The sequence below is a fragment of the Alloyangia mangrovi genome (genome assembly GCF_002300555.2).
Taxonomy (GTDB): domain Bacteria; phylum Pseudomonadota; class Alphaproteobacteria; order Rhodobacterales; family Rhodobacteraceae; genus Salipiger; species Salipiger mangrovi.
The window spans coordinates 1-19,043 of sequence record NZ_NTHN02000025.1; the positions used below are offsets into that span (position 1 = coordinate 1).

18 protein-coding genes are annotated in these 19,043 nt (G+C 67.7%); 10 read left to right on the plus strand and 8 right to left on the minus strand.

Translation table 11 applies throughout. The annotated features are described in order from the left end of the window. Positions 1–808: 808 nt before the first annotated feature. The 6 genes from CLG85_RS14275 to CLG85_RS14300 all read left to right on the plus strand — a co-directional run bounded on the left by CLG85_RS14275 (position 809) and on the right by CLG85_RS14300 (position 6,881). Positions 809–1,462: a FadR/GntR family transcriptional regulator gene (locus CLG85_RS14275; RefSeq protein WP_217989734.1), complete on the plus strand. Its 654-nt coding sequence runs from the start codon at positions 809–811 to the stop codon at positions 1,460–1,462. Continuing rightward, positions 1,459–2,640, plus strand: coding sequence for a PLP-dependent transferase (locus CLG85_RS14280; RefSeq protein ID WP_095881708.1), 1,182 nt, complete (start codon positions 1,459–1,461; stop codon positions 2,638–2,640). The genes CLG85_RS14275 and CLG85_RS14280 overlap by 4 nt, the downstream gene beginning before the upstream one ends. Positions 2,641–2,729: 89 nt before the next feature. Beyond that, positions 2,730–3,989: an ABC transporter substrate-binding protein gene (locus CLG85_RS14285; protein WP_095881707.1), complete on the plus strand. Its 1,260-nt coding sequence runs from the start codon at positions 2,730–2,732 to the stop codon at positions 3,987–3,989. Between the two features lie 67 nt (positions 3,990–4,056). Next, positions 4,057–4,986, plus strand: a complete 930-nt coding sequence (locus CLG85_RS14290; RefSeq protein ID WP_095881706.1) for a carbohydrate ABC transporter permease — start codon at positions 4,057–4,059, stop codon at positions 4,984–4,986. Between the two features lies 1 nt (position 4,987). Further along, positions 4,988–5,821 (plus strand): carbohydrate ABC transporter permease, encoded by an 834-nt coding sequence (locus tag CLG85_RS14295; RefSeq protein WP_095881705.1) that lies wholly within the window; start codon positions 4,988–4,990, stop codon positions 5,819–5,821. Between the two features lie 13 nt (positions 5,822–5,834). Beyond that, on the plus strand, positions 5,835–6,881 hold the full coding sequence (locus tag CLG85_RS14300; RefSeq protein ID WP_446323474.1) for an ABC transporter ATP-binding protein: 1,047 nt from the start codon (positions 5,835–5,837) through the stop codon (positions 6,879–6,881). Between the two features lie 45 nt (positions 6,882–6,926). Here CLG85_RS14300 and CLG85_RS14305 read toward each other — a convergent pair whose 3' ends face one another. The 7 genes from CLG85_RS14305 to paaN form a co-directional block, all read right to left on the minus strand. Continuing rightward, positions 6,927–8,855 (minus strand): 3-hydroxyacyl-CoA dehydrogenase NAD-binding domain-containing protein, encoded by a 1,929-nt coding sequence (locus tag CLG85_RS14305; RefSeq protein ID WP_095881703.1) that lies wholly within the window; start codon positions 8,853–8,855, stop codon positions 6,927–6,929. 3 nt (positions 8,856–8,858) lie between these two features. Continuing rightward, a complete protein-coding gene (locus tag CLG85_RS14310) occupies positions 8,859–9,560 on the minus strand; it encodes an ABC transporter ATP-binding protein (RefSeq protein WP_095881702.1) in 702 nt (233 codons plus the stop codon). Next, complete coding sequence (locus tag CLG85_RS14315; protein WP_260349379.1) at positions 9,547–10,332, minus strand: ABC transporter ATP-binding protein; 786 nt, start codon at positions 10,330–10,332, stop codon at positions 9,547–9,549. The genes CLG85_RS14310 and CLG85_RS14315 overlap by 14 nt, the downstream gene beginning before the upstream one ends. Beyond that, positions 10,329–11,285 carry a branched-chain amino acid ABC transporter permease gene (locus CLG85_RS14320; RefSeq protein WP_095882538.1) on the minus strand — a complete coding sequence of 319 codons (957 nt, stop codon included), beginning with the start codon at positions 11,283–11,285 and terminating at the stop codon, positions 10,329–10,331. Before CLG85_RS14320 ends, CLG85_RS14315 begins: the two co-directional genes overlap by 4 nt. Continuing rightward, complete coding sequence (locus tag CLG85_RS14325) at positions 11,285–12,157, minus strand: branched-chain amino acid ABC transporter permease (protein ID WP_095882537.1); 873 nt, start codon at positions 12,155–12,157, stop codon at positions 11,285–11,287. Before CLG85_RS14325 ends, CLG85_RS14320 begins: the two co-directional genes overlap by 1 nt. Before the next feature lie 66 nt (positions 12,158–12,223). Further along, positions 12,224–13,372 carry an ABC transporter substrate-binding protein gene (locus tag CLG85_RS14330; protein WP_375796924.1) on the minus strand — a complete coding sequence of 383 codons (1,149 nt, stop codon included), beginning with the start codon at positions 13,370–13,372 and terminating at the stop codon, positions 12,224–12,226. A gap of 50 nt (positions 13,373–13,422) precedes the next feature. After that, positions 13,423–15,069, minus strand: coding sequence for a phenylacetic acid degradation protein PaaN (gene paaN / locus CLG85_RS14335; RefSeq protein WP_260349385.1), 1,647 nt, complete (start codon positions 15,067–15,069; stop codon positions 13,423–13,425). A 97-nt stretch (positions 15,070–15,166) separates the two neighbouring features. Between paaN and paaG the strand changes: the two genes are divergently transcribed. The 4 genes from paaG (at position 15,167) to CLG85_RS14355 (ending at position 18,441) form a co-directional block, all read left to right on the plus strand. Continuing rightward, complete coding sequence (gene paaG, locus CLG85_RS14340) at positions 15,167–15,961, plus strand: 2-(1,2-epoxy-1,2-dihydrophenyl)acetyl-CoA isomerase PaaG (protein WP_095882836.1); 795 nt, start codon at positions 15,167–15,169, stop codon at positions 15,959–15,961. Between the two features lie 21 nt (positions 15,962–15,982). Further along, a complete protein-coding gene (paaI, locus tag CLG85_RS14345; RefSeq protein WP_095882835.1) occupies positions 15,983–16,423 on the plus strand; it encodes a hydroxyphenylacetyl-CoA thioesterase PaaI in 441 nt (146 codons plus the stop codon). A gap of 20 nt (positions 16,424–16,443) precedes the next feature. Continuing rightward, on the plus strand, positions 16,444–17,751 hold the full coding sequence (paaK, locus tag CLG85_RS14350; RefSeq protein ID WP_095882837.1) for a phenylacetate--CoA ligase PaaK: 1,308 nt from the start codon (positions 16,444–16,446) through the stop codon (positions 17,749–17,751). A gap of 90 nt (positions 17,752–17,841) precedes the next feature. Further along, a complete protein-coding gene (locus tag CLG85_RS14355; protein ID WP_095882834.1) occupies positions 17,842–18,441 on the plus strand; it encodes a TetR/AcrR family transcriptional regulator in 600 nt (199 codons plus the stop codon). Here CLG85_RS14355 and CLG85_RS14360 read toward each other — a convergent pair. Next, entirely contained in the window at positions 18,425–19,042 is a 618-nt protein-coding gene (locus CLG85_RS14360; RefSeq protein ID WP_095882833.1) for an acyltransferase, read from the minus strand. The two genes, CLG85_RS14355 and CLG85_RS14360, sit on opposite strands and share 17 nt — an antisense overlap. Position 19,043 lies beyond the last annotated feature (1 nt).

The window sequence follows — 19,043 nt, forward strand, 5'->3', positions numbered from 1 at the left end:
CATGCCGCCGCCCAACGCCATCCAGATGGACCCGGCAGCCCGCCGCGAAATCGTGAAATGGTACCGCGCCGCCACGAAAGGCTGATGCCGGGCGACGCGATGCCCAGCCCGCTCGGCGCGGACGCCAAACCGCGCCACGGATGAGGTCCGCCGTCGCAGCGCATCTCTCGGAGGCATTCACCAGCCATTGCACGATGGGCCGCTGAAAGAGCGGTACGGGCAGGGAAATGGGCGCGGCCGGGCCCCGGCGCGCATCTCAAGCACTTCGGCGTTCTGGGTGATGCCGCGCTTTCACCCGGTCTTGTCGCCCCGAGGTGCCCCGACCGCCGCAGCGCGAGCGGCCGGCAGACCGAGCCATACGGGACGCAGGCAGGGCGCTCGGCGAGGGCCGGCTTGAGGATGCCGAGGCGCAGCCCGAGCTCGGCCTTGGTGCACGCGGAAAGGCACTTCTTGAGGAGCTCATGCGTCCGCAGCGGGATGCTCTCGGTCGCCGCAGGGCTCGGGGCCGCGCACATCGTGCCGCGGGTGCAGATCGCTGCGGTGCCCGCGCCGACGCTTGCCACAGGCCGGTGCGCATCGCGCAGTGGGCGCGCAGTTTGCGGGTAAACGGGATCTCGCACAGACCCACCGCAGGTGATTTTCCGCGCAAGAAACGTTCTTCCAGCCCTTCGGCCACCCAGATGTGAAAACTGTTGCGCGACTCAAATTGGTCTGACCTATTACCAATATGAATGATACTCCCGCCACTTCCGGCGCGCCCGAGGGCCAGCTATCCGCGCTTCCTCCGCTTGGCCGGAGCCGTCAGATCATGGATGCGCTCGCCAGATACATCGAGCAGCGCAACCTCCAGCCGGGCGACCGGCTGCCGCCCGAACGCGAGCTGACCGCTGCGCTGAAAGTGGGCCGCTCATCAATCCGCGAGGCGGTCAGCCAGCTCTCGGCGCTCGGCATCGTCGAGGCTCGGATCGGCTCTGGCACCTACCTGCTGCGGAAGATCTCGGCCGACACGGTCTACATGCCGCTCAGCGTCTCGGCCGACGGTCTGGCCGAAGCGCTGCTCATGACCTTGGAGGTGCGGCGCGGCATCGAGATCGAGGCCTCGATCGCCGCCGCGCGGCGGCGGACCGAGGCCGACATCGTGCGGATGCGCGACGCGCTCGAAGAGATGGAGCGCACCCACCACCGTGAGGGCGGAAGCGGCAAGGCAGACTTTGCTTTCCACATGTCGATCTACGACGCAGCTCACAACCCGCTGTTCCGGCAACTGCTGGAGCAGATGCGCGATATTCTCGACCGGTTCTGGGAACGCCCCTTCGACCGGAACGACTTCGCCGCCCGATCCTTCCCCTACCACCGCACCCTCTTCGACGCGATCTGCGCCGGGGATACGGCGGCCGCGGCAGAAGAAACCCGCAAGATCCTCGACGTCGTCGAGGAGGACATCAGGAACATGCGCCCATGAACGATCTCTACGAGGCCTCCCGGCTGATCACGGCCCACGACCGCGACAGCATCCTCGACGCCGTGGTGCCGCCGATCGTGCAGACCTCGCTCTTCACCTTCGGCAGCTACGACGAGATGATCGCCGCCTACCGCGGCGAGATCACCCGGCCGATCTACAGCCGCGGCCTCAACCCCACCGTCCGCGCCTTCGAGGAAAAGCTGGCGGAGCTGGAAAAGGCCGAGGACGCGCTGGCCTTCGCCTCGGGGATGGCGGCGATTTCGGCCTCGGTGCTGAGCAATGTCGCGCCCGGCGACCGGGTGGTGGCGGTGCGCAACGTCTATCCCGACGCCTTCCGCCTCTTCGGGACCTACCTGCCGCGCATGGGAATCACCGTCGATTATGTCGACGGCACCGACCTAGCGGCGGTCGAGGCGGCGCTGCCGGGGGCGAAGCTTCTCTACCTCGAGAGCCCGACAAGCTGGGTGATGGAGCCGCTCGACGTGGGGGCTCTGGCCGCTGCCGCGAGGCGCCACGGCGTCTTTTCGGTGATCGACAACAGCTGGGCGACGCCGGTCTTCCAGAACCCGATCGAGCTGGGTGTCGATCTTGTGGTGCATTCCGCCTCGAAATACATCGGTGGGCACAGTGACGTGGTGGCCGGGGTGATCGCCGGGTCCAGAGCCGACGTCGACCGCGTGCGTGGCGAAATTTACCCGTACCTCGGCGGCCGCATCGCGCCGATGGACGCTTGGCTGCTGCTGCGCGGGCTGCGCACCCTGCCGCTGCGCGTCGCGGCACATCAGGACAGCGCGCTCGAGATCGCCCGACGCCTGGCGGCACTCGAGGTGGTCGAGACCGTCATGCACCCCGGCCTCACGCCGCTACCAACGGGGCTGCGGGGCACCACGGGCCTCTTCTCATTCGTCTTCCGCGAGGGCATCGACCTGCGCCGCTTCTGCGACGCGCTGAAGCTGTTCAAACTCGGCGTCAGCTGGGGCGGACACGAGAGCCTCGTGGTGCCCGGAGACGTCGTGCTCGAACAGAAGGCCAGACCCAACTCGGCCCATGAATTCGGCATCTCCTCGCGTTCGGTCCGGCTGCACATCGGGCTCGAGGGCACCGAGGCGCTCTGGGCCGACCTGACCGCGGCGATCGCCGTCGCGCAACAGCCGGTGGCGGTCAAGGCCGCGCAATAACCTGCGGCGTCCGCTGCCGTGCGGCGGCGGCCCCTCCGGGCCGCGCCAAACCAACAGACCACCAACAGACAACCAACAGGGAGAAGACCATGAAGAAATTGCTCAGTGCCAGCGCCCTGGCGTTGATCGCGGCAAGTGGCGCGGCTAGCGCCGAGACCACGCTGAAGCTGGTCGAGGTGATCACCAGCCCGGCGCGGACGGAGACGCTCAAGCAGATCGTCGCCGGCTTCGAAGAGGCGCACCCGGACACCAAGGTCGAGATCATCTCGCTGCCCTGGGGCGAGGCCTTCCAGAAGTTCGCCACCATGGTCTCGGCCGGTGACCTGCCCGACGTGGTCGAGATGCCCGATACCTGGCTCTCGCTCTACGCCAACAACGGCCTGCTGGAGAGCCTCGAGCCCTATCTCGCCGACTGGGACGTGACTTCCGACATGACCGACCGAGCGCTCGAGCTGGGCCGCGACATCGACGACACCGCCTACATGCTGCCCTATGGTTTCTACCTGCGGGCCCTGTTCTACAATAAGGAACTGCTGGCCGAGGCAGGGGTCGAGGCCCCGCCAACCACGCTCGAGGAGTTCCGCGCCGCCTCCGAGGCGATCTCGGCCCTGCCCGGGAAATCTGGCTACTGCCTGCGCGGCGGCCCCGGCGGTCTCAACGGCTGGATGATGGCGGGCGCCACGATGGCCGGCGACAACGCCTTCTTCAACGAGGACGGCACCTCGACCATGGACAGCGAGGGCTGGGTCAAGGGCATCGAGTGGTACGTCGACCTCTACAAGGACGGCCTAGCACCGAAGGACAGCGTGAACTGGGGCTTCAACGAGATCGTCGCGGGCTTCTACTCGGGCACCTGCGCCTTCCTCGACCAGGACCCCGACGCGCTGATCGCCATCGCCGAGCGCATGTCCGAGGATCAGTACGGCGTCATCCCGATGCCCAAGGGCCCGGACGGCAAGGCCTTCACCACCATCGGCTACGCCGGCTGGTCGATGATGTCGGCCTCCGAGCACAAGGATCTGGCCTGGGACCTGATCGCCCAGCTCGAGGGCCCCGAGGGCAACATCGCCTGGAACAAGAAGATCGGCGCGCTGCCGGTGCTGAAGTCCGCCGAGAAGGACGAGTTCTACGCAGCTCCCGCTTTCAAGGGCTGGTTCGACGAGCTGGCGGACGAGAACGTCGTGCCGACCGTGATGCCGACCTACCTGGAGGAATTCGCCTACTTCAAGGACTCCCTGGCCATCGCCTCGGGGCAGAAGGCGCTCTTGGGCGAGATCACCCCGCAGGAACTCGCGTCCGAATGGGCCGCCTACCTGACCAAGGCGCAGCAGAAACACCTCGCCAAGTAATGGGCCAAGTAACCTGACGCTGGGGCCGGGCGTGCGCGTCCGGCCCACCCCTTCCCCCGGAGGACCGATGACCGCAACGCCCATCCCCACCACCTACCGGCGTCCGCTGCGCCAGCGCCTCGCCGTGACGCTCGAGCCCTGGCTCTACTGCGCCCCGGTGCTGATCCTCATCACCTCCGTGATGCTGGTGCCGCTGATCCTCGGCGTCTCCTATGCCTTCCGGGACATCCAGCTACTCAACCCCTTCTCCGGCGGCTTCGTCGGCCTCGAGCACTTCAAGGCGCTCGGCCAGGACGATGCCTTCCTGCGCGCGCTGCGCAACACCCTGTGGTGGACCGGCGCCAGCGTCTTCTTCCAGCTCGCCTTCGGACTGATCCTCGCGCTGCTGCTCAACGTGCCCTTCACCGGGCGCGGGCTGGCGCAGGCGCTGGTCTTCCTGCCCTGGGCGGTGCCGACCTTCCTGGCCGGCCTCAACTGGGCGTGGCTCTTCAACCCGGTGATCGGGCCGATCCCGCACTGGCTCGCCGCGCTCGGGCTGATGGACGAGCCCTCGAACATCCTCGCCGATCCGAGCATCGCCATGTGGGGTCCGATCCTCGCCGCGACCTGGTGGGGCATCCCCTTCTTCGCCATCACCCTGCTCGCGGCGCTGCAGTCGATCCCCAAGGATCTCTACGAGGCGGCCTCCATCGACGGCGCCTCGCCGATCCAGCGGTTCTTTTCGATCACCCTGCCCTACCTCGCGCCGGTGATCGCCATCACCGTGCTGTTGCGCACTGTCTGGGTCGCCAATTTCGCCGACCTGATCATCGTGATGACCAACGGCGGGCCCGCCGACCGCACCCAGACCGTCGCCAGCTACATCTTCACCCAGGCCTTCAAGCGGCTCGACTTCGGCTATGCCTCGGCGGTCGCGCTGGTGCTGCTGGCGCTGCTGCTGGCCTATTCCATGGTCATCCTCGTCTTCCGCCAGAAGCTTTCGAACAGGGACAAGTGACATGACCGCGACCCGTCTTTTCGGCACGCTGGCGCATCGCGCGGCCATCCTGTGCTTCATCGCCTTCGCGCTCTTCCCGCTCTACTGGCTGCTCAAGGTCTCGGTGACGCCGAACGACCTGCTCTACTCCGAGGGCGTGCGCATGTGGCCCTCACGCACGACGCTCGACCACTTCCGCTTCGTGCTGGCCAACAGCGAATTCCCGCGTTTCTTCGCCAACAGCCTGATCGTCTCGGGCACGACCGCGTTGATCTCGACCGCCCTTGCGGCGCTGATGGGCTATGCGCTGTCGCGCTTCCAGTTCCGCGGCAAGCTGTGGCTCGCCGGGCTGCTGCTGGTGACGCAGATGTTCCCGCTGGTCATGCTGGTGGCGCCGATCTTCAAGATCCTCTCGCCGCTCGGGTTGACCAACAGCCTCACCGGGCTTGTCATCGTCTACACCGCCTTCAACGTGCCTTTCGCCTCGTTCCTGATGCAGGGGTTCTTCGATGGCATCCCCTCGGACCTCGAGCAGGCCGCGATGATCGACGGCGCCGACCGCTTCACAGCCTTCCGCCACATCATCCTGCCGCTGGCGCTGCCGGGGGTGGCGGCGACGCTGGGCTTTGTCTTCACCGCCGCCTGGTCCGAGATGATCTTTGCGCTGATGCTGATCTCGGGCAGCGAGAAGGCCACCTTCCCCGTCGGGCTGCTGACCTTCGTGTCGAAATTCTCGGTCGATTACGGGCAGATGATGGCGGCCGGCGTGCTGGCGCTGATCCCCGCCTGCCTCTTCTTCCTGCTCATCCAACGCTACCTGGTGCAAGGCATGACCGCCGGCGCCGTGAAAGGATAACCCCATGGCCACGATGGAAATCCGCTCCGCGAGCAAGAACTACGGCACGATCCGGGTGCTCGACGACATCAACCTAGACATCGGCGACGGCGAGTTCATCGTGCTGGTCGGCCCCTCGGGCTGCGGCAAGTCCACGTTGCTGAGGATGATCGCCGGGCTCGAGGAGATCACCGGCGGCGAGATCCGCATCGACGACAAGGTGATGAACGCCCTGCCCCCCAAGGCCCGCGACATCGCCATGGTGTTCCAGAGCTACGCGCTCTACCCGCACATGAGCGTGGCCGACAACATGAGCTACTCGCTGCGGCTGCGGAAGACCGACAAGCCGACGATCGCCGAGAAGGTGGGCGCCGCCTCGGCCAAGCTCGGGCTCGACGCCCTGCTCGAACGCAAGCCCAAGGCGCTCTCGGGTGGGCAGCGCCAGCGCGTTGCCATGGGCCGGGCCATCGTGCGCCAGCCCAAGGCCTTCCTTTTCGATGAGCCCCTGTCGAACCTCGACGCCCGCCTGCGCGAGCACATGCGCGCCGAAATCCGCAAGCTGCACCGGGAGCTGGGCGCGACCTCGATCTACGTGACCCACGACCAGGTCGAGGCAATGACACTCGCCGACCGGATCGTTGCAATGCACGGCGGCCACATCCAGCAGGTCGGCACGCCGCTCGAACTCTACGACCGGCCCGCCAACCTTTTTGTCGCCGGGTTCATCGGCTCGCCTGGGATGAACTTCCTCAAGGGCGATATCGCGGACCGCAGTCTGCACCTTCGCGACGGCCGGACCGTGGCGTTGCCCGCGGAGATGCCAGCAACCATGGGCGAGGCGACGCTCGGCATCCGGCCCGAACATGTGGTGCTTTCCCCGGCGGGCGAGGCGGGCCTCGAGACCACGGTGGACCTCGTCGAGCCGACCGGCCATGGCATCATCCTGCACCTGACGCTGGCTGGCACCGTATTCAAGGTGCTGACGCACGACCGCCGCTGGCTCGAGCCGGGATCGTCGGTCGGCGTCTCCTTCCCGGCCGAAGCACTGCACCTCTTCAACGCCGAGGGCGTCCGGGTCTGACCCGGACGCCCCGCGCACCTCTGGCACAGTGGCCTTCGCCAGCCCCTAACCGCGGCTGGCGAACATCGGTCCGCCCTTCCAGCGCGGAAAACCGTAGCCATGAACCTCCACGAGGTCGATGTCCTCGGGGCGCTCCGCGATGCCTTCCTCGAGGATCGCCGCCCCTTCAGAGGCCATGGCTCTCACCAGATGCGCCGCGATCTCCGGGCGGGGCAGATCCTGCTCTCCGGTGATGCGCGCGGACAGCAACTCGGCCGCCCGGGGCGAAGGCCGCGCCGCCCGGTCGCCCTCGACGTAATCGTACCAGCCGCCCCCGGTCTTCTGCCCCTTGCGCCCGGCCCGCACGAGGATGTCACCCAGCGTCTCCGGCACGTCCTCACCCGCCGCCCGCGCGCCTTCGCGCTGCAGGAACGCGATGTCGAGTCCACCCAGATCCTGCGCCTCGAACGGGCCCATGCGGAAACCGTAGCCGCGCATCGCGGCGTCGATCTCCGAAATCGCCACGCCCTGCGTGACAAGCGCCTCGGCCTCGGCACGGTAGCGCTTGAGGATGCGGTTGCCGATAAAGCCTTCGCAGATGCCCGCCTGAACCGGCATCTTGTTTAGCGCCCGCGCCAGCGCAAAGCCGGTGGCCAGCACTTCGGGCGCGGTGTCGGGCGTGGGCACAATCTCGAGCAGCTTCATGATGTGGGCGGGACTGAAGAAGTGCAGCCCGATAAAGCGCTCGGGGTGCGGCAGCCCCTCGGCGATGGCGCGCGGGTCGAGATAGGACGTGTTGGTCGCCAGCACCGCGTCCGGGCGGCAGACCCGGCCCAGTTCGGCAAAGACCGCGCGCTTGACGCCGATCTCCTCGAAGACGGCCTCGATCACCAGATCCGCCTGTGCCAACTCGGCGTAATCGGTGCTGCCACGGACTCCCGCGATGCGCTCCGCCCGGCCTGCCTCGGCGAGTTTGCCGCGCTTGACCGCGCCGTCGAAGATCGCGGCGACGTTGGACAGGCCCCGCGCCACCGCGCCCTCGTCACGCTCGATGAGAATGATCTCCATCCCCGCCTCGCGACATGCCGCGGCGATGCCCGCGCCCATGGTGCCGCCGCCTATGACGCCGACGAGCTTGAAAGGACGCGGCTCGATGCCTTTGAGCGCAGAGGGTTTCGGCGCGGCCCGCTCGGCGAAGAAGACATGACGCAGCGCCGCCGCCTCGTCGGATCCGCGCAGGTCGAGGAAGGCCTCGCGTTCATGCGCCATGGCCGCGGCGAAGCCGTGCTCTGTGGCAAAGCGGATGCTGTCCAGAGCGCGCAGGGGCGCCTGGTGCCCGGCCTTCACAGCGGCCTTTCGCGCCTTTTGCCAGAACTCCTCGGGCATCGGCTCAAGCGGGCGCTTCGACACCGGCATGGGCATCTCGGCATCAAGTGCGGCACGGGCGAAGGCCACCGCGTCGCCCTCCAGATCGCTCACCACGGCGTCGATGAGACCGACCTTCAGCGCGCTGCCGGCGGGCATCGGACGACCGTTGGTCACCAAATCGACGGCCGCCTCGACCCCGGCAAGCCGCGGTGTGCGCACCGTCCCCGAGGCGCCGGGAATGACGCCGAGCGTGACCTCGGGCAGGCCGACTCGGGCAGTCTCGACGGCCACGCGGAAACGGCAGCCCATGGCGATCTCGAAACCGCCGCCAAGCGCCGCACCGTGGATCGCCGCGACCCAGGGTTTCCGCGCCGCCTCGATCCGGTCGACCACCTGAGGCAGGTGCGGCTCGACCGGCGGCTTGCCGAACTCGCGCACGTCGGCCCCGGCAAGGAAGGTGCGCCCGGCGCAGATCAGCACCACCGCCCTCACCTCGGGGTCAGCGTCGAGCTGGCCGACCATCTCGAAGAGCCCCTTGCGCACGGCTTCGGAGATCGCGTTCACCGGCGGGTTGTCGAGGGTTACGACGGCGATCTCGCCGTCGCGGCGGACAGTCAGAAGGGTCATGGTTCAGAGTCCCAGATAGGCTTCACGGATGCGCGGATCGGCGATGAGCTCGGGGGCCGGGCCGGTCATGGTGATCCGCCCCGTCTCCATCACGTAGCCCCGGTCCGCGATCTTGAGCGCGCCATAGGCGTTCTGCTCGACGAGCAGCACCGTCACGTCGCGCTGCTTGAGCGATTTCACCACCTCGAAGATCTGCGCCACCAGCAGCGGCGCCAGACCCATCGACGGCTCGTCGAGCAGCAGGCAATGCGGACGGCCCATCAGCGCGCGGGCGATGGCCAGCATCTGCTGCTGCCCGCCCGAGAGCCCGCCCGCCGCGAGGTTGCGCTTTTCCTTCAGGATCGGGAACATGGCGAAGGCATCCGCCATGTCGCGCTCAACCCGCTCGTCGGTGAAGAGGAAGGCGCCGAGGCGCAGGTTTTCCTCGACCGAGAGATTGGTGAAGATCTGCCGCCCCTCGGGAGATTGTGCGAGCCCCCGCTTCAGACGCTTGTGGGCGGGCACCGAGGCGAAGCTCTCGCCCCGGAAGACAATGCTGCCGTCGCTGACCGGCTGGATGCCCGAAAGGCATTTCAGCAGCGTGGTCTTTCCCGCGCCGTTGGCGCCGACGACCGTCACGATCTCGCCCGAGCTGACCTCGAGGTCGAGCCCGTGCAGCACCTCGATGCGCCCGTACCGCGAGCGCAGCCCCTCAACCGTCAGCATGGGCAGGCTCCTCCTCTTCGGTGCCGAGATAGGCGGCGATCACCGCCGGGTCGCGCGAGACGGTGGCCGGGTCGCCTTCGGCGATCTTCTCGCCGTGGTCCAGCACGACGATGTGGTTCGAGATACGCATCACCAGCTTCATGTCGTGTTCGACCAGCAGGATGGCGATGCCCGAGGCCGCAAGCTCCGCGATCAGGTGGTCGATCTCCTCGGTCTCGACCGCGTTGCAGCCCGCCGCCGGTTCGTCCAGCAGCAGGATCTTCGGGCTCAGCGCCAGCGCGCGGGCGATCTCGAGCCGCTTCAGCGCGCCGTAGCTGAGGTTGCCCGCCACCTGCTCGGCGGCCTTCTCGAGCCGCACGCGCTCCAGCAGCTTGCGCGCCCCGGCGCGGGCCTCGGCAGCGCGGCGCTTCATGCCGGGCAGCGCCAGCAGGTCGGCCCAGACCGAGCCGCGCTCGGAGAGGTGATAGCCCGCCAGCACGTTGTCGAGCACCGTCATCTCCTGGAAGATCTGCAGGTTCTGGAAGGTGCGCGACAGGCCCATCTCGGCCAGCCGGTTCGGCGCGACCCCTGTCACCTCGGTCCCGTTCAGCGAGACCGAGCCGCGACCGGGCTGGTAGACCCCCGAGATCATGTTGAAGAGCGTGGTCTTGCCCGCGCCGTTCGGCCCGATGACCGAGACGATCTCGCCCGGCGAGACCTTGAAGCTCACGTCGTTGACCGCCTTCAGCCCGCCGAAGCTGATGCCGAGGCCCTGTACGTTCAGAAGGCTCATTCGTCCCTCCCCTTCAGGCGCCGCGCGATCGAGGGCAGCAGCCCCTGCGGCAAGAAGATCATTACCAGCACCATCACGAGGCCGAGCACCAGCTGCTCGTATTCTGCAAACACCGTGAGCACCTGCGGCAGCAGCGTCAGGATCGCCGCGCCGAAGGTCGCGCCCAGCACCGAGCCGACGCCGCCCAGCACCGCCATGGTGACCATCTCGACCGAGTGCATGAAGCCCGCCACGTCCGGCGTGATGTAGCCGTTCTGCAGCGCCAGCAGCGAGCCCGCGACCGAGGCGTAGACCGCCGAGATCACGAAGGCGCGCAGCTTCTGGCGCGGCACGTCGACGCCGACCGTGGCGGCGGCCACTTCCGAGCCGTGCAGCGCCCGCATGGCGCGGCCCGAGGGGCTGTCAAAGAGGTTGAGCGCCAGCCACGCCCCGACCAACAGCACCACGCCGCAGATCATGTACCAGAACTCGCCGCCCGACAGCCGCCAGCCCATGTCGCGCAGCAGGCTGCGCAGGCCGAGGTCGGCGACGTTCATCCCGTCCGGCCCGCCGGTCAGCGCGCGCTCGTTGGTCAGCACCATCGACACGAGGATGCCGAAGCCGAGCGTGGCGACCGCGAGGTAGTAGCCCTTGAGGCGCAGGATCGGCTTGCCGATCAGCGCCGCCATCACGCCCGAGATCACCGCCCCCAGCAGCACCGCCAGTGCCGGATGCAGCCCGAGGTGCTCGGGCGCCAGTGCGCAGGCATAGGCGCCGATCCCGGCGAAGCCCGCGTGGCCAAGGCTGATCTGCCCGGCATAGCCGATCAGGATCACCAGACCCACCACCGAGAGCGCGTTGACGAAGATCAGCGCGCCGACACGGTAGTAATAGCCCGAGGGGAAGAACAGCGGCAGCAGCGCGATGAGCAGCGCCAGCACGCCGAGCGAAATCCACTTGTTGCGACCGGTCATCACACGCGCTCCGTCGATTTGCGGCCGAAGAGGCCCTGCGGCATCACGAAGAGCACACCGAGGATGACGATGAAGGCCACCGCCTCCTTGTACTGCGAGCTGAGGTAGCCCGCGGTCAGAGCCTCGAAGCAGCCCAGCAGCAGCCCGCCCACCAGCGCGCCCTTGGGGTTGCCCATGCCGCCCAGCATGGCGGCGGCGAAGCCCTTGAGCGCCAGCGCGACACCGACGTCGTAACCGACCAGCGTGATCGGCGTGACCAGCACGCCGGCAAAGGCGCCGATGGCCGCCGAGAGGCCGAACGAGAGGGTCATCACCCAACCGGTGTTGATCCCGACGAGCTGCGCCGCGACGCGATTATTGGCCGTGGCCAGCACCGCCTTGCCGGTCAACGTGCGGGTGAAGAAGACCCACAGCCCGACGAAGACCGCCAGCGCGCCGCCGATCACCCACAGGCTCTGCGGCAGGATCGTCGCGCCGAGGACATGGATCGGATCGTCGCCCGAGAAGGACGGGAAGCGGTGCAGCTGCTTGTCGAAGATCAGCTGCGTCGCGCCTCGGATCACGATCGAGGCGCCGATGGTGATGATGATCAGCGAAACCACCGGCGCGCCGCGCGCGGGCTCGATGGCGAGCTTGTTCAGCCCGACGCCGATGGCCGAGGTCGCGAGGATCGCGAGCAGCGCCGCCAGCGGCAGCGGCAGTCCGGCCTCGAAGGCGAAGACGGTGATCATCCCGCCCAGCATGACGAATTCGCCCTGGGCGAAGTTCACCACGTCGGAGGCGTTATAGATGATGGTGAATCCCAGCGCCACGAGCGCGTAGACAGCGCCCACGGTCAGACCGGAGAACAGGAATTGCAGCAGGGCGTCCATCGGGGCTCCCAGAGCTAGGCGTTTGGGGGATATGGCTCCGGGCGCGGGGCCCGGAGCCGGAGCGGGTCACTCGACGGGCAGCCAGTCGCCGTCCTTGATCTCCAGCATCCGGAAGGCGCTGAGATCGAGGCCGAGGTGATCCTCGGGCGAGAAGCTGTAGGTGCCGGTGGTGCCGACAAGACCGCTGGTCGCTTCCAGCGCGTCGCGGATCGCCTGCGGATCCTCGCTGTCACCGGCGCGGGTGATGGCGTCGACGATCAGCGCGAAGGCGTCATGCGCGTAGCCGCCGAAGGTCGAGACGTCCTGGTCGTACTTGGCCTTGTAGGCCTCGGTGTAGGCGGTCACGACCTTGTACTGAGGATCGTCCTCGGCCAGCTTGTCGGCGATCAGCAGCGCGGTGCCCGGCAGGCGCAGCCCCTCGGCGGCCTCTGCCCCCGCGAGCTCGATGAAGGCGTCCGAGGCAACCCCGTGGCTCTGGTAGAGCGGGATCTCAAAGCCGAGCTGCGCGACGTTGCGGGTGACGATCGCCGGGCCCTGGCCGAAGCCCGGGTTCAGCACCGCCTGCACGCCGTCCGTATTGCGGATCCGGGTCAGCTGCGGGGTCATGTCTGCGTCCTGCGGACCGTAGGTTTCGTCGGCGAGGATCTCGATGCCGTGATCACCCGCGACCTCCTTGCACTGCGCCTGCATCGAGGCGCCAAAGCCGTCGGTGCCCGAGATCATGCCGATCTTGGTGATGCCCTGCGCCTGCATGTCGGTGAAGATCTTCTCGCAGGCCATGCGGTCGGTGTGCGGGGTCTTGAAGACATTCGCCCGCACCGGGTCGACGATCGAGATCGCGCCGGCGAGCGAGATGAAGGGGATGCCCTCGTCCTCGGCGACCGACAGGATCGACATGGTGGTGCCGGTGGTCGAACCGCCGAGGATCGCGACGACCTCGTCATCCTCGACGAGGCGGGTGGCGAAGGTGCGCGCCTTGTTAGGATCGCCGCCGTCGTCGTAGAGCGTCAGGGCGATTTCCTCGCCGTTGATCCCGCCCGCCTCGTTCAGCTGCTCGACCAGCATCTCGATGGTCTTCGCCTCAGGGTCGCCGAGGAAGGCCGCGGGCCCGGTGGCGGAAACGCTTACGCCAAGGCGGATCTCGGCCTGCGCGGCGCCGCTGAGGGCACCGAGCGCGGCCAGGGTGGCAAGCGCGGTGGTGGTCTTGGACATCATGGTAACTCCTCCCAGATTGGTGTCCGTCGATGGTCTTGTGCCGGGTCCGTTCAGGCCGCCTTGGGCCAGCGGATCATCACGCGCCGGAAGCGGGGCGCGACGAAGGCGGCATCGGTCAGGCAGGCATTGCCCGCCGGGTTCGCCCCGGTGACGTGGAAGTCGGAGAAGGCCGCCGACTGGTTCACGTAGATGTTGCCGGTGAGGTTCACCGAAAGGTTCACCCCCGCCTGCGCGAAGGCCTTCGCGGCCCGGCCGATGAGCGCGTCGTCGGTCGCGTAGAGCGCCGCGGTGATCGCGCCCTTCCGGCGGGCGATGCCGGAGGCGCGCGCGATGGCATCCTCGGCGTCCTCGCAGGGCACGAGGAACGAGACCGGGCCGAAGCACTCGTCGTCCTGCGGGCCCTCGGCATCCTCGACCGCCACCATGAGCGGCGTGGCGCTGCGGCCGTGGCCGGTCTCGGCGCTGTCGCGGATCACCCGGCCTGCGCCGCGCGCGGCGGCGATGCGATCGAGCGTCGCCGGGTTCACGATGGTGCCGCAGACCCCCGCCGCGCGGGCCGGGTCCGAAAGCAGTGCGTCGATCGCGCCCTTCAGCCCCTCGGCCACCTCGTCGAAGCTCTTGTGCCCTGCATCCGTCTCGATTCCGCCGCGCGGGATGTAGAGGTTCTGCGGCGAAGTGCACATCTGCCCCGAGTAGAGCGACAGCGAGAAGGCAAGGTTGGCGCACATCCCGGCGAAATCATCGGTGCCGGTGATCGTGACCGAGTTGACCCCGGCCTCCTCGGTGAAGACCTGCGCGCGGCTGTGCGTGCGGGTCCAGTCGGCGAAGGCGGTCGATCCGGTGTAGTCGATCAGCGCCACCTTCTCATGGGTCACCAGAACCTTGGTGATCTCGGCGCCCGGCGCGTCGGCCCCCAGCAGCACCGCGTCCTGCGGCAGACCTGCCTCGACGAAGACCTCGCGCAGCACGCGCACGGTCAGTGCCAGCGGCAGGATCGCGCGCGGATGCGGCTTGACGATCACCGGGTTGCCGGTGGCGAGGCTGGCGAAGATCCCCGGGTAGCCGTTCCAGGTCGGGAAGGTGTTGCAGCCCACGGTCAGCGCGACGCCGCGCGGCACCAGCTCCCAGTGCTTCTCCATGACCAGCGGCGCGTGCTTGCCCTGCGGCTTTTCCCAGACCGCGTCGCGGGCGCTGCGGGTCAGCTCGGCATAGGCCATCGCCAGCGCCTCGAGTCCCCGGTCCTGCGCGTGCGGCCCGCCCGCCTGGAAGGCCATGGCAAAGGCCTGCCCGGTGGTGTGCATGGTCGCGTGGCCGAGCAGGAAGCTCATCCTGTTGAGCCGCACCAGCGCCTCGAGCAGCGCGCCGACCCGCGCCTCGACCGACGCCTCGGCGAAGGCGGTCGCAGCAGCCTCGGCGGCGGCGACCAGCGTCTCGGGGGCTGCGGCGGGATAGCTGATGCCAAGCTCAGGGCCCCAGGGCGAGACCTCGGCGCCGACGCGACCCTCCTCGGGGTGGCCGGGCAGGTCGAAACCGGCGCCAAGCAGCGCCGCATAGGACGATTCGCCCTCTTCCTTCGCGGTCTCACCATAGATCTTCCCGCTCGGGACCTCGGGAAACGGGGTCCAGAATTCGCGCGTCTCCAATGCCTTGAGGGCACTTTCCAGAAGCGGCTGATGGCGGGTGAACAGGTCTGTCATGGCTCCTCCCAAAGCTTGACCAGTATCATTGACCGTCCGGTCGGTTTATGCAACAGTAAATCTCACAGGCCCCGTGGAGGGGGGCTGGGAGGATCACATGACGACATCGCAAACCGTGCTGGCGGAGCTGGACTCCGGCGTTCTGAAACTGACGCTCAACCGCCCGGAAAAGCTCAACTCCTTCAACGAGGAGATGCACCTCGCGCTGCGCGCTCAAATCCAGCGGGCGAATGATGACGACGCGATTCGCGCCGTGCTGCTGACCGGCGCCGGGCGCGGCTTCTGCGCCGGGCAGGATCTCGGCGACCGCGATCCGCGCAAGGGAGGGCCGAAGCCGGACCTCGGCCACACGATCGAGACCTTCTACAACCCCACCCTCCGCATGATCCGCGCGCTCGAAAAGCCGGTGATCTGCGCCGTCAACGGCGTGGCAGCGGGGGCCGGGGCCAACATCGCCTTTGCCTGCGACATCGTGCTGGCGGCGAAATCGGCGAAGTTCATCCAGGCCTTCTCGAAAATCGGCCTCATTCCCGACGCGGGCGGCAGCTGGTCGCTGACCCGCATCCTCGGCGAGCCGCGCGCCAAGGCGCTGACCATGACCGCCGAGCCGCTGATGGCCGAGACCGCCGCCGACTGGGGGCTGATCTGGAAGGCGCTGGACGACGAGGCGCTGATGCCCGAGGCCGAGGCGCTGGCGCGCAAGCTCGCCGCTGGTCCGACGCTGGGACTCGGCCTGACCAAGCGGCTGATCCATGAGGCCGCGACGAATGATCTCGACACCCATCTCGACCGCGAGCGAGACTGTCAGCGCGAGGCGGGTCGGTCCGACGACTACGCCGAGGGCGTGACCGCCTTCCTCGAGAAGCGTCCCGCCAGCTTCCGGGGGAAGTGAGCCATGAAGGATAGCCAGACGATGACCCCTCAGGATCTCGCCGAGGCCTGCGCCAAGGAAATGTGGAACGCCGACAGCGCCTCGCAGCGGCTCGGCGTGCAGCTCAAGCACATCGCGCCCGGCCATGCGACGCTCGAGATGGTCTTGAGCGACAAGATGACCAACGGCCACGGCAATGCCCACGGCGGCTACCTCTTCACGCTGGCCGACAGCGCCTTTGCCTTTGCCTGCAACACCTACAACGAGGTGACCGTCGCGCAGCATTGCTCTGTCACCTACATCACCCCGGGCGCGCTCGGGGACAGGCTGACGGCCACCGCGCGCGAAGTGTCCCGCAAGGGCCGCTCCGGCATCTATGACGTGACGGTGACCCGGGAGGACGGGACCGTCATCGCAGAATTCCGCGGCCATTCGCGGACGCTCAACCGGCCCCTGCTGCCCGAAACGCGCGCAGAGGACTGACCATGAAGGGAGGAGACACCATGACCGACATGACCCCCATGAAGGAGATCCTCGATCCGATCGAGATCGCCAGCCGTGACGAGATTTCCGCGCTTCAGGAAAAGCGCATGGCCTGGTCGCTGCGCCACGCCTACGAGAACTCTCCCTTCTACCGCAAGCGCTTTGACGAGCAGGGCGCGCATCCGGACGACTTCAAGACGCTCGCCGACCTCGCCAAGTTCCCCTTCACCATGAAGCAGGACCTGCGCGACACCTATCCCTTCGGCATGTTCGCCGTCCCGCGTGAGCAGCTGGTGCGCATCCACGGCTCGTCCGGCACCACCGGCAAGCCCACCGTGGTCGGCTACACCCAGAAGGACATCGACACCTGGGCCGACTGCATGGCGCGCTCGATCCGCGCCTCAGGCGGCCGCAGGGGCGACATCTGCCACGTCGCCTACGGCTACGGCCTGTTCACCGGCGGCCTCGGCGCGCATTACGGCGCCGAGCGCCTCGGCTGCACCGTGGTGCCGATGTCGGGCGGCATGACCGAACGCCAGGTCACGCTGATGCAGGACTTCCGCCCGCAGATCATCATGGTCACCCCCTCCTACATGCTCTCGATCCTCGACGAGTTCCGCCGCCAGGGCCTCGACCCGCGCCAGAGCTCGCTCAAGGTCGGCATCTTCGGCGCCGAGCCCTGGACCAACGCCATGCGCGAGGAGATCGAACAGGCCTTCGACATGCACGCGGTCGACATCTACGGCCTGTCCGAGATCATGGGCCCCGGCGTCGCCAACGAATGTGTCGAGACCAAGGACGGGCTGCACGTCTGGGAAGACCACTTCTACCCCGAGATCATCGACCCGGCGACCGGCGAGGTCCTGCCCGACGGCCAGATGGGCGAGCTGGTGTTCACCACGCTCACCAAGGAAGGCCTGCCGATGGTGCGCTACCGCACCCGCGACCTCACGCGCATCCTGCCCGGTACCGCGCGCTCGATGCGCCGGATCGAGAAGATCACCGGCCGCAGCGACGACATGATCATCCTGCGCGGCGTCAACGTCTTCCCCACCCAAATCGAGGAGCAGATCCTGAAATGCGAGGGCCTCGCCCCGCACTTCCAGATCGAGCTCTCGCGCAAGGACCGCATGGACATGATGACCGTGCACGTGGAATGCACCCCGAACCGCTGCGATGCGGATGCCCGCGCCGCCTCGGCGAAGGAACTGTCGCATCACATCAAGTCGGTGGTGGGCGTCTCGACCAAGATCGAGGTGCATGATCCGCAGGGTGTTGCCCGTTCCGAAGGCAAGGCGAAGCGCGTCGTCGACAACCGCCCGAAGTAACCCGCTCGCAGGGTAGCAAAAATCCCGTCCGGCGGCTAAGGACTGGCGCCAGCCATCCCGACCGCCGGACCAAGAGGAGCATTCGCGCTTATGGCAAGAACGCGCGCCAGCGACTTCGAGGAGAAGCAGCATCAGCTGCTTCTGACCGCCGCCAACGTCTTCGCGACGCAGGGCATGGAAAAGGCATCCATGTCGCAGATCGCGTCCGAGGCGGGGGTGTCGAAATCGCTGCTGTACCACTACTACCCGTCGAAGGACGCGCTGATCTTCGCGATCATCGAAACCCATCTCGACGAGCTTGACGCGGCGCTGGAAGAGGCGGACGACCCCGCCCTGCCCCCGCGCGCACGTCTCGAGCAGCTGGTGATGACCGTGCTCGACGCCTACAAGGGCGCCGACGACCAGCACAAGGTCCAGCTCAACGCCGGGCCCGCGCTGTCGGACGAGCAGAAGGCCGCGATCACCAAGATCGAGCGGCGCATCGTCAAGCACTTCTCGGCGGTGTTGAACGAGATCCACCCGCAGCTCGACACGCCGGAACGGCCACTGCTGATGCCAGTCACCATGTCGCTCTTCGGCATGATGAACTGGGTCTACATGTGGTTCCGCGACGGCGGCAAGATCAGCCGCGAGGACTATGCCCGCGTCGCGACGACCCTGATCCTCGAGGGGGTCAAGGGCGTCCGCTGAGCGCCGCGCGCTCGACCACCAGCGGATCATACTCGGGCGCCGTCACGCGGCGGCGCCCCTCCTCCACCTCGGTCAGCGGCTTCGCCGGGGCAAGCTTGGTCTTGGCATCCACCGCAAGCTGGCGATAGACATCCGTGCCGCGCGACTTCCAGTCGATTTCCTGCTCGGTCAGCTCGCGCAGCACCTTGGCAGGCGAGCCTACGGCCATGACATTGGCCGGGATCTCGGTCCCCGCCCGGACGAAGGCCATGGCGCCGAGGATGCTGTTCTCACCGATCCGCGCCTCGTCCATCACCACCGCGTTCATCCCGATCAGCGCGTTGCGCCCGATGTGGCAACCGTGCAGCACCGCGCCGTGTCCGACATGGCCACGCTCCTCGACCACCACGTCCTTGCCCGGGAAGGCATGGGCGACGCAGGTCTCCTGCACGTTCGAGCCCGGCTCCAGCGTGATCCGCCCGAAGTCGCCGCGCAGCACGGCACCGGGGCCGACGTAGCAGCCGGCCCCCACAATCACGTCCCCGATCAGCACCGCCTCGGGATGGACGAAGGCCGAGGGGTCCACCACCGGCACCACCCCATCCCAGGACCAGATCGCCATG

Excerpts from the sequence above, each read along its gene's own strand:
- CLG85_RS14290 (WP_095881706.1), top strand. The coding sequence starts at position 4,057 with ATGACCGCAACGCCCATCCCCACCACCTACCGGCGTCCGCTGCGCCAG.
- CLG85_RS14300 (WP_446323474.1), top strand. The coding sequence starts at position 5,835 with ATGGAAATCCGCTCCGCGAGCAAGAACTACGGCACGATCCGGGTGCTC.
- CLG85_RS14280 (WP_095881708.1), top strand. The coding sequence starts at position 1,459 with ATGAACGATCTCTACGAGGCCTCCCGGCTGATCACGGCCCACGACCGC.
- CLG85_RS14295 (WP_095881705.1), top strand. The coding sequence starts at position 4,988 with ATGACCGCGACCCGTCTTTTCGGCACGCTGGCGCATCGCGCGGCCATC.
- CLG85_RS14355 (WP_095882834.1), top strand. The coding sequence starts at position 17,842 with ATGGCAAGAACGCGCGCCAGCGACTTCGAGGAGAAGCAGCATCAGCTG.
- CLG85_RS14325 (WP_095882537.1), bottom strand. The coding sequence starts at position 12,157 with ATGGACGCCCTGCTGCAATTCCTGTTCTCCGGTCTGACCGTGGGCGCT.
- paaG (WP_095882836.1), top strand. The coding sequence starts at position 15,167 with ATGACGACATCGCAAACCGTGCTGGCGGAGCTGGACTCCGGCGTTCTG.
- paaI (WP_095882835.1), top strand. The coding sequence starts at position 15,983 with ATGACCCCTCAGGATCTCGCCGAGGCCTGCGCCAAGGAAATGTGGAAC.
- CLG85_RS14315 (WP_260349379.1), bottom strand. The coding sequence starts at position 10,332 with ATGAGCCTTCTGAACGTACAGGGCCTCGGCATCAGCTTCGGCGGGCTG.
- CLG85_RS14320 (WP_095882538.1), bottom strand. The coding sequence starts at position 11,285 with ATGACCGGTCGCAACAAGTGGATTTCGCTCGGCGTGCTGGCGCTGCTC.
- CLG85_RS14310 (WP_095881702.1), bottom strand. The coding sequence starts at position 9,560 with ATGCTGACGGTTGAGGGGCTGCGCTCGCGGTACGGGCGCATCGAGGTG.
- CLG85_RS14285 (WP_095881707.1), top strand. The coding sequence starts at position 2,730 with ATGAAGAAATTGCTCAGTGCCAGCGCCCTGGCGTTGATCGCGGCAAGT.
- CLG85_RS14330 (WP_375796924.1), bottom strand. The coding sequence starts at position 13,372 with ATGATGTCCAAGACCACCACCGCGCTTGCCACCCTGGCCGCGCTCGGT.
- paaN (WP_260349385.1), bottom strand. The coding sequence starts at position 15,069 with ATGACAGACCTGTTCACCCGCCATCAGCCGCTTCTGGAAAGTGCCCTC.
- CLG85_RS14305 (WP_095881703.1), bottom strand. The coding sequence starts at position 8,855 with ATGACCCTTCTGACTGTCCGCCGCGACGGCGAGATCGCCGTCGTAACC.
- CLG85_RS14275 (WP_217989734.1), top strand. The coding sequence starts at position 809 with ATGGATGCGCTCGCCAGATACATCGAGCAGCGCAACCTCCAGCCGGGC.
- paaK (WP_095882837.1), top strand. The coding sequence starts at position 16,444 with ATGACCGACATGACCCCCATGAAGGAGATCCTCGATCCGATCGAGATC.
- CLG85_RS14360 (WP_095882833.1), bottom strand. The coding sequence starts at position 19,042 with ATGGCGATCTGGTCCTGGGATGGGGTGGTGCCGGTGGTGGACCCCTCG.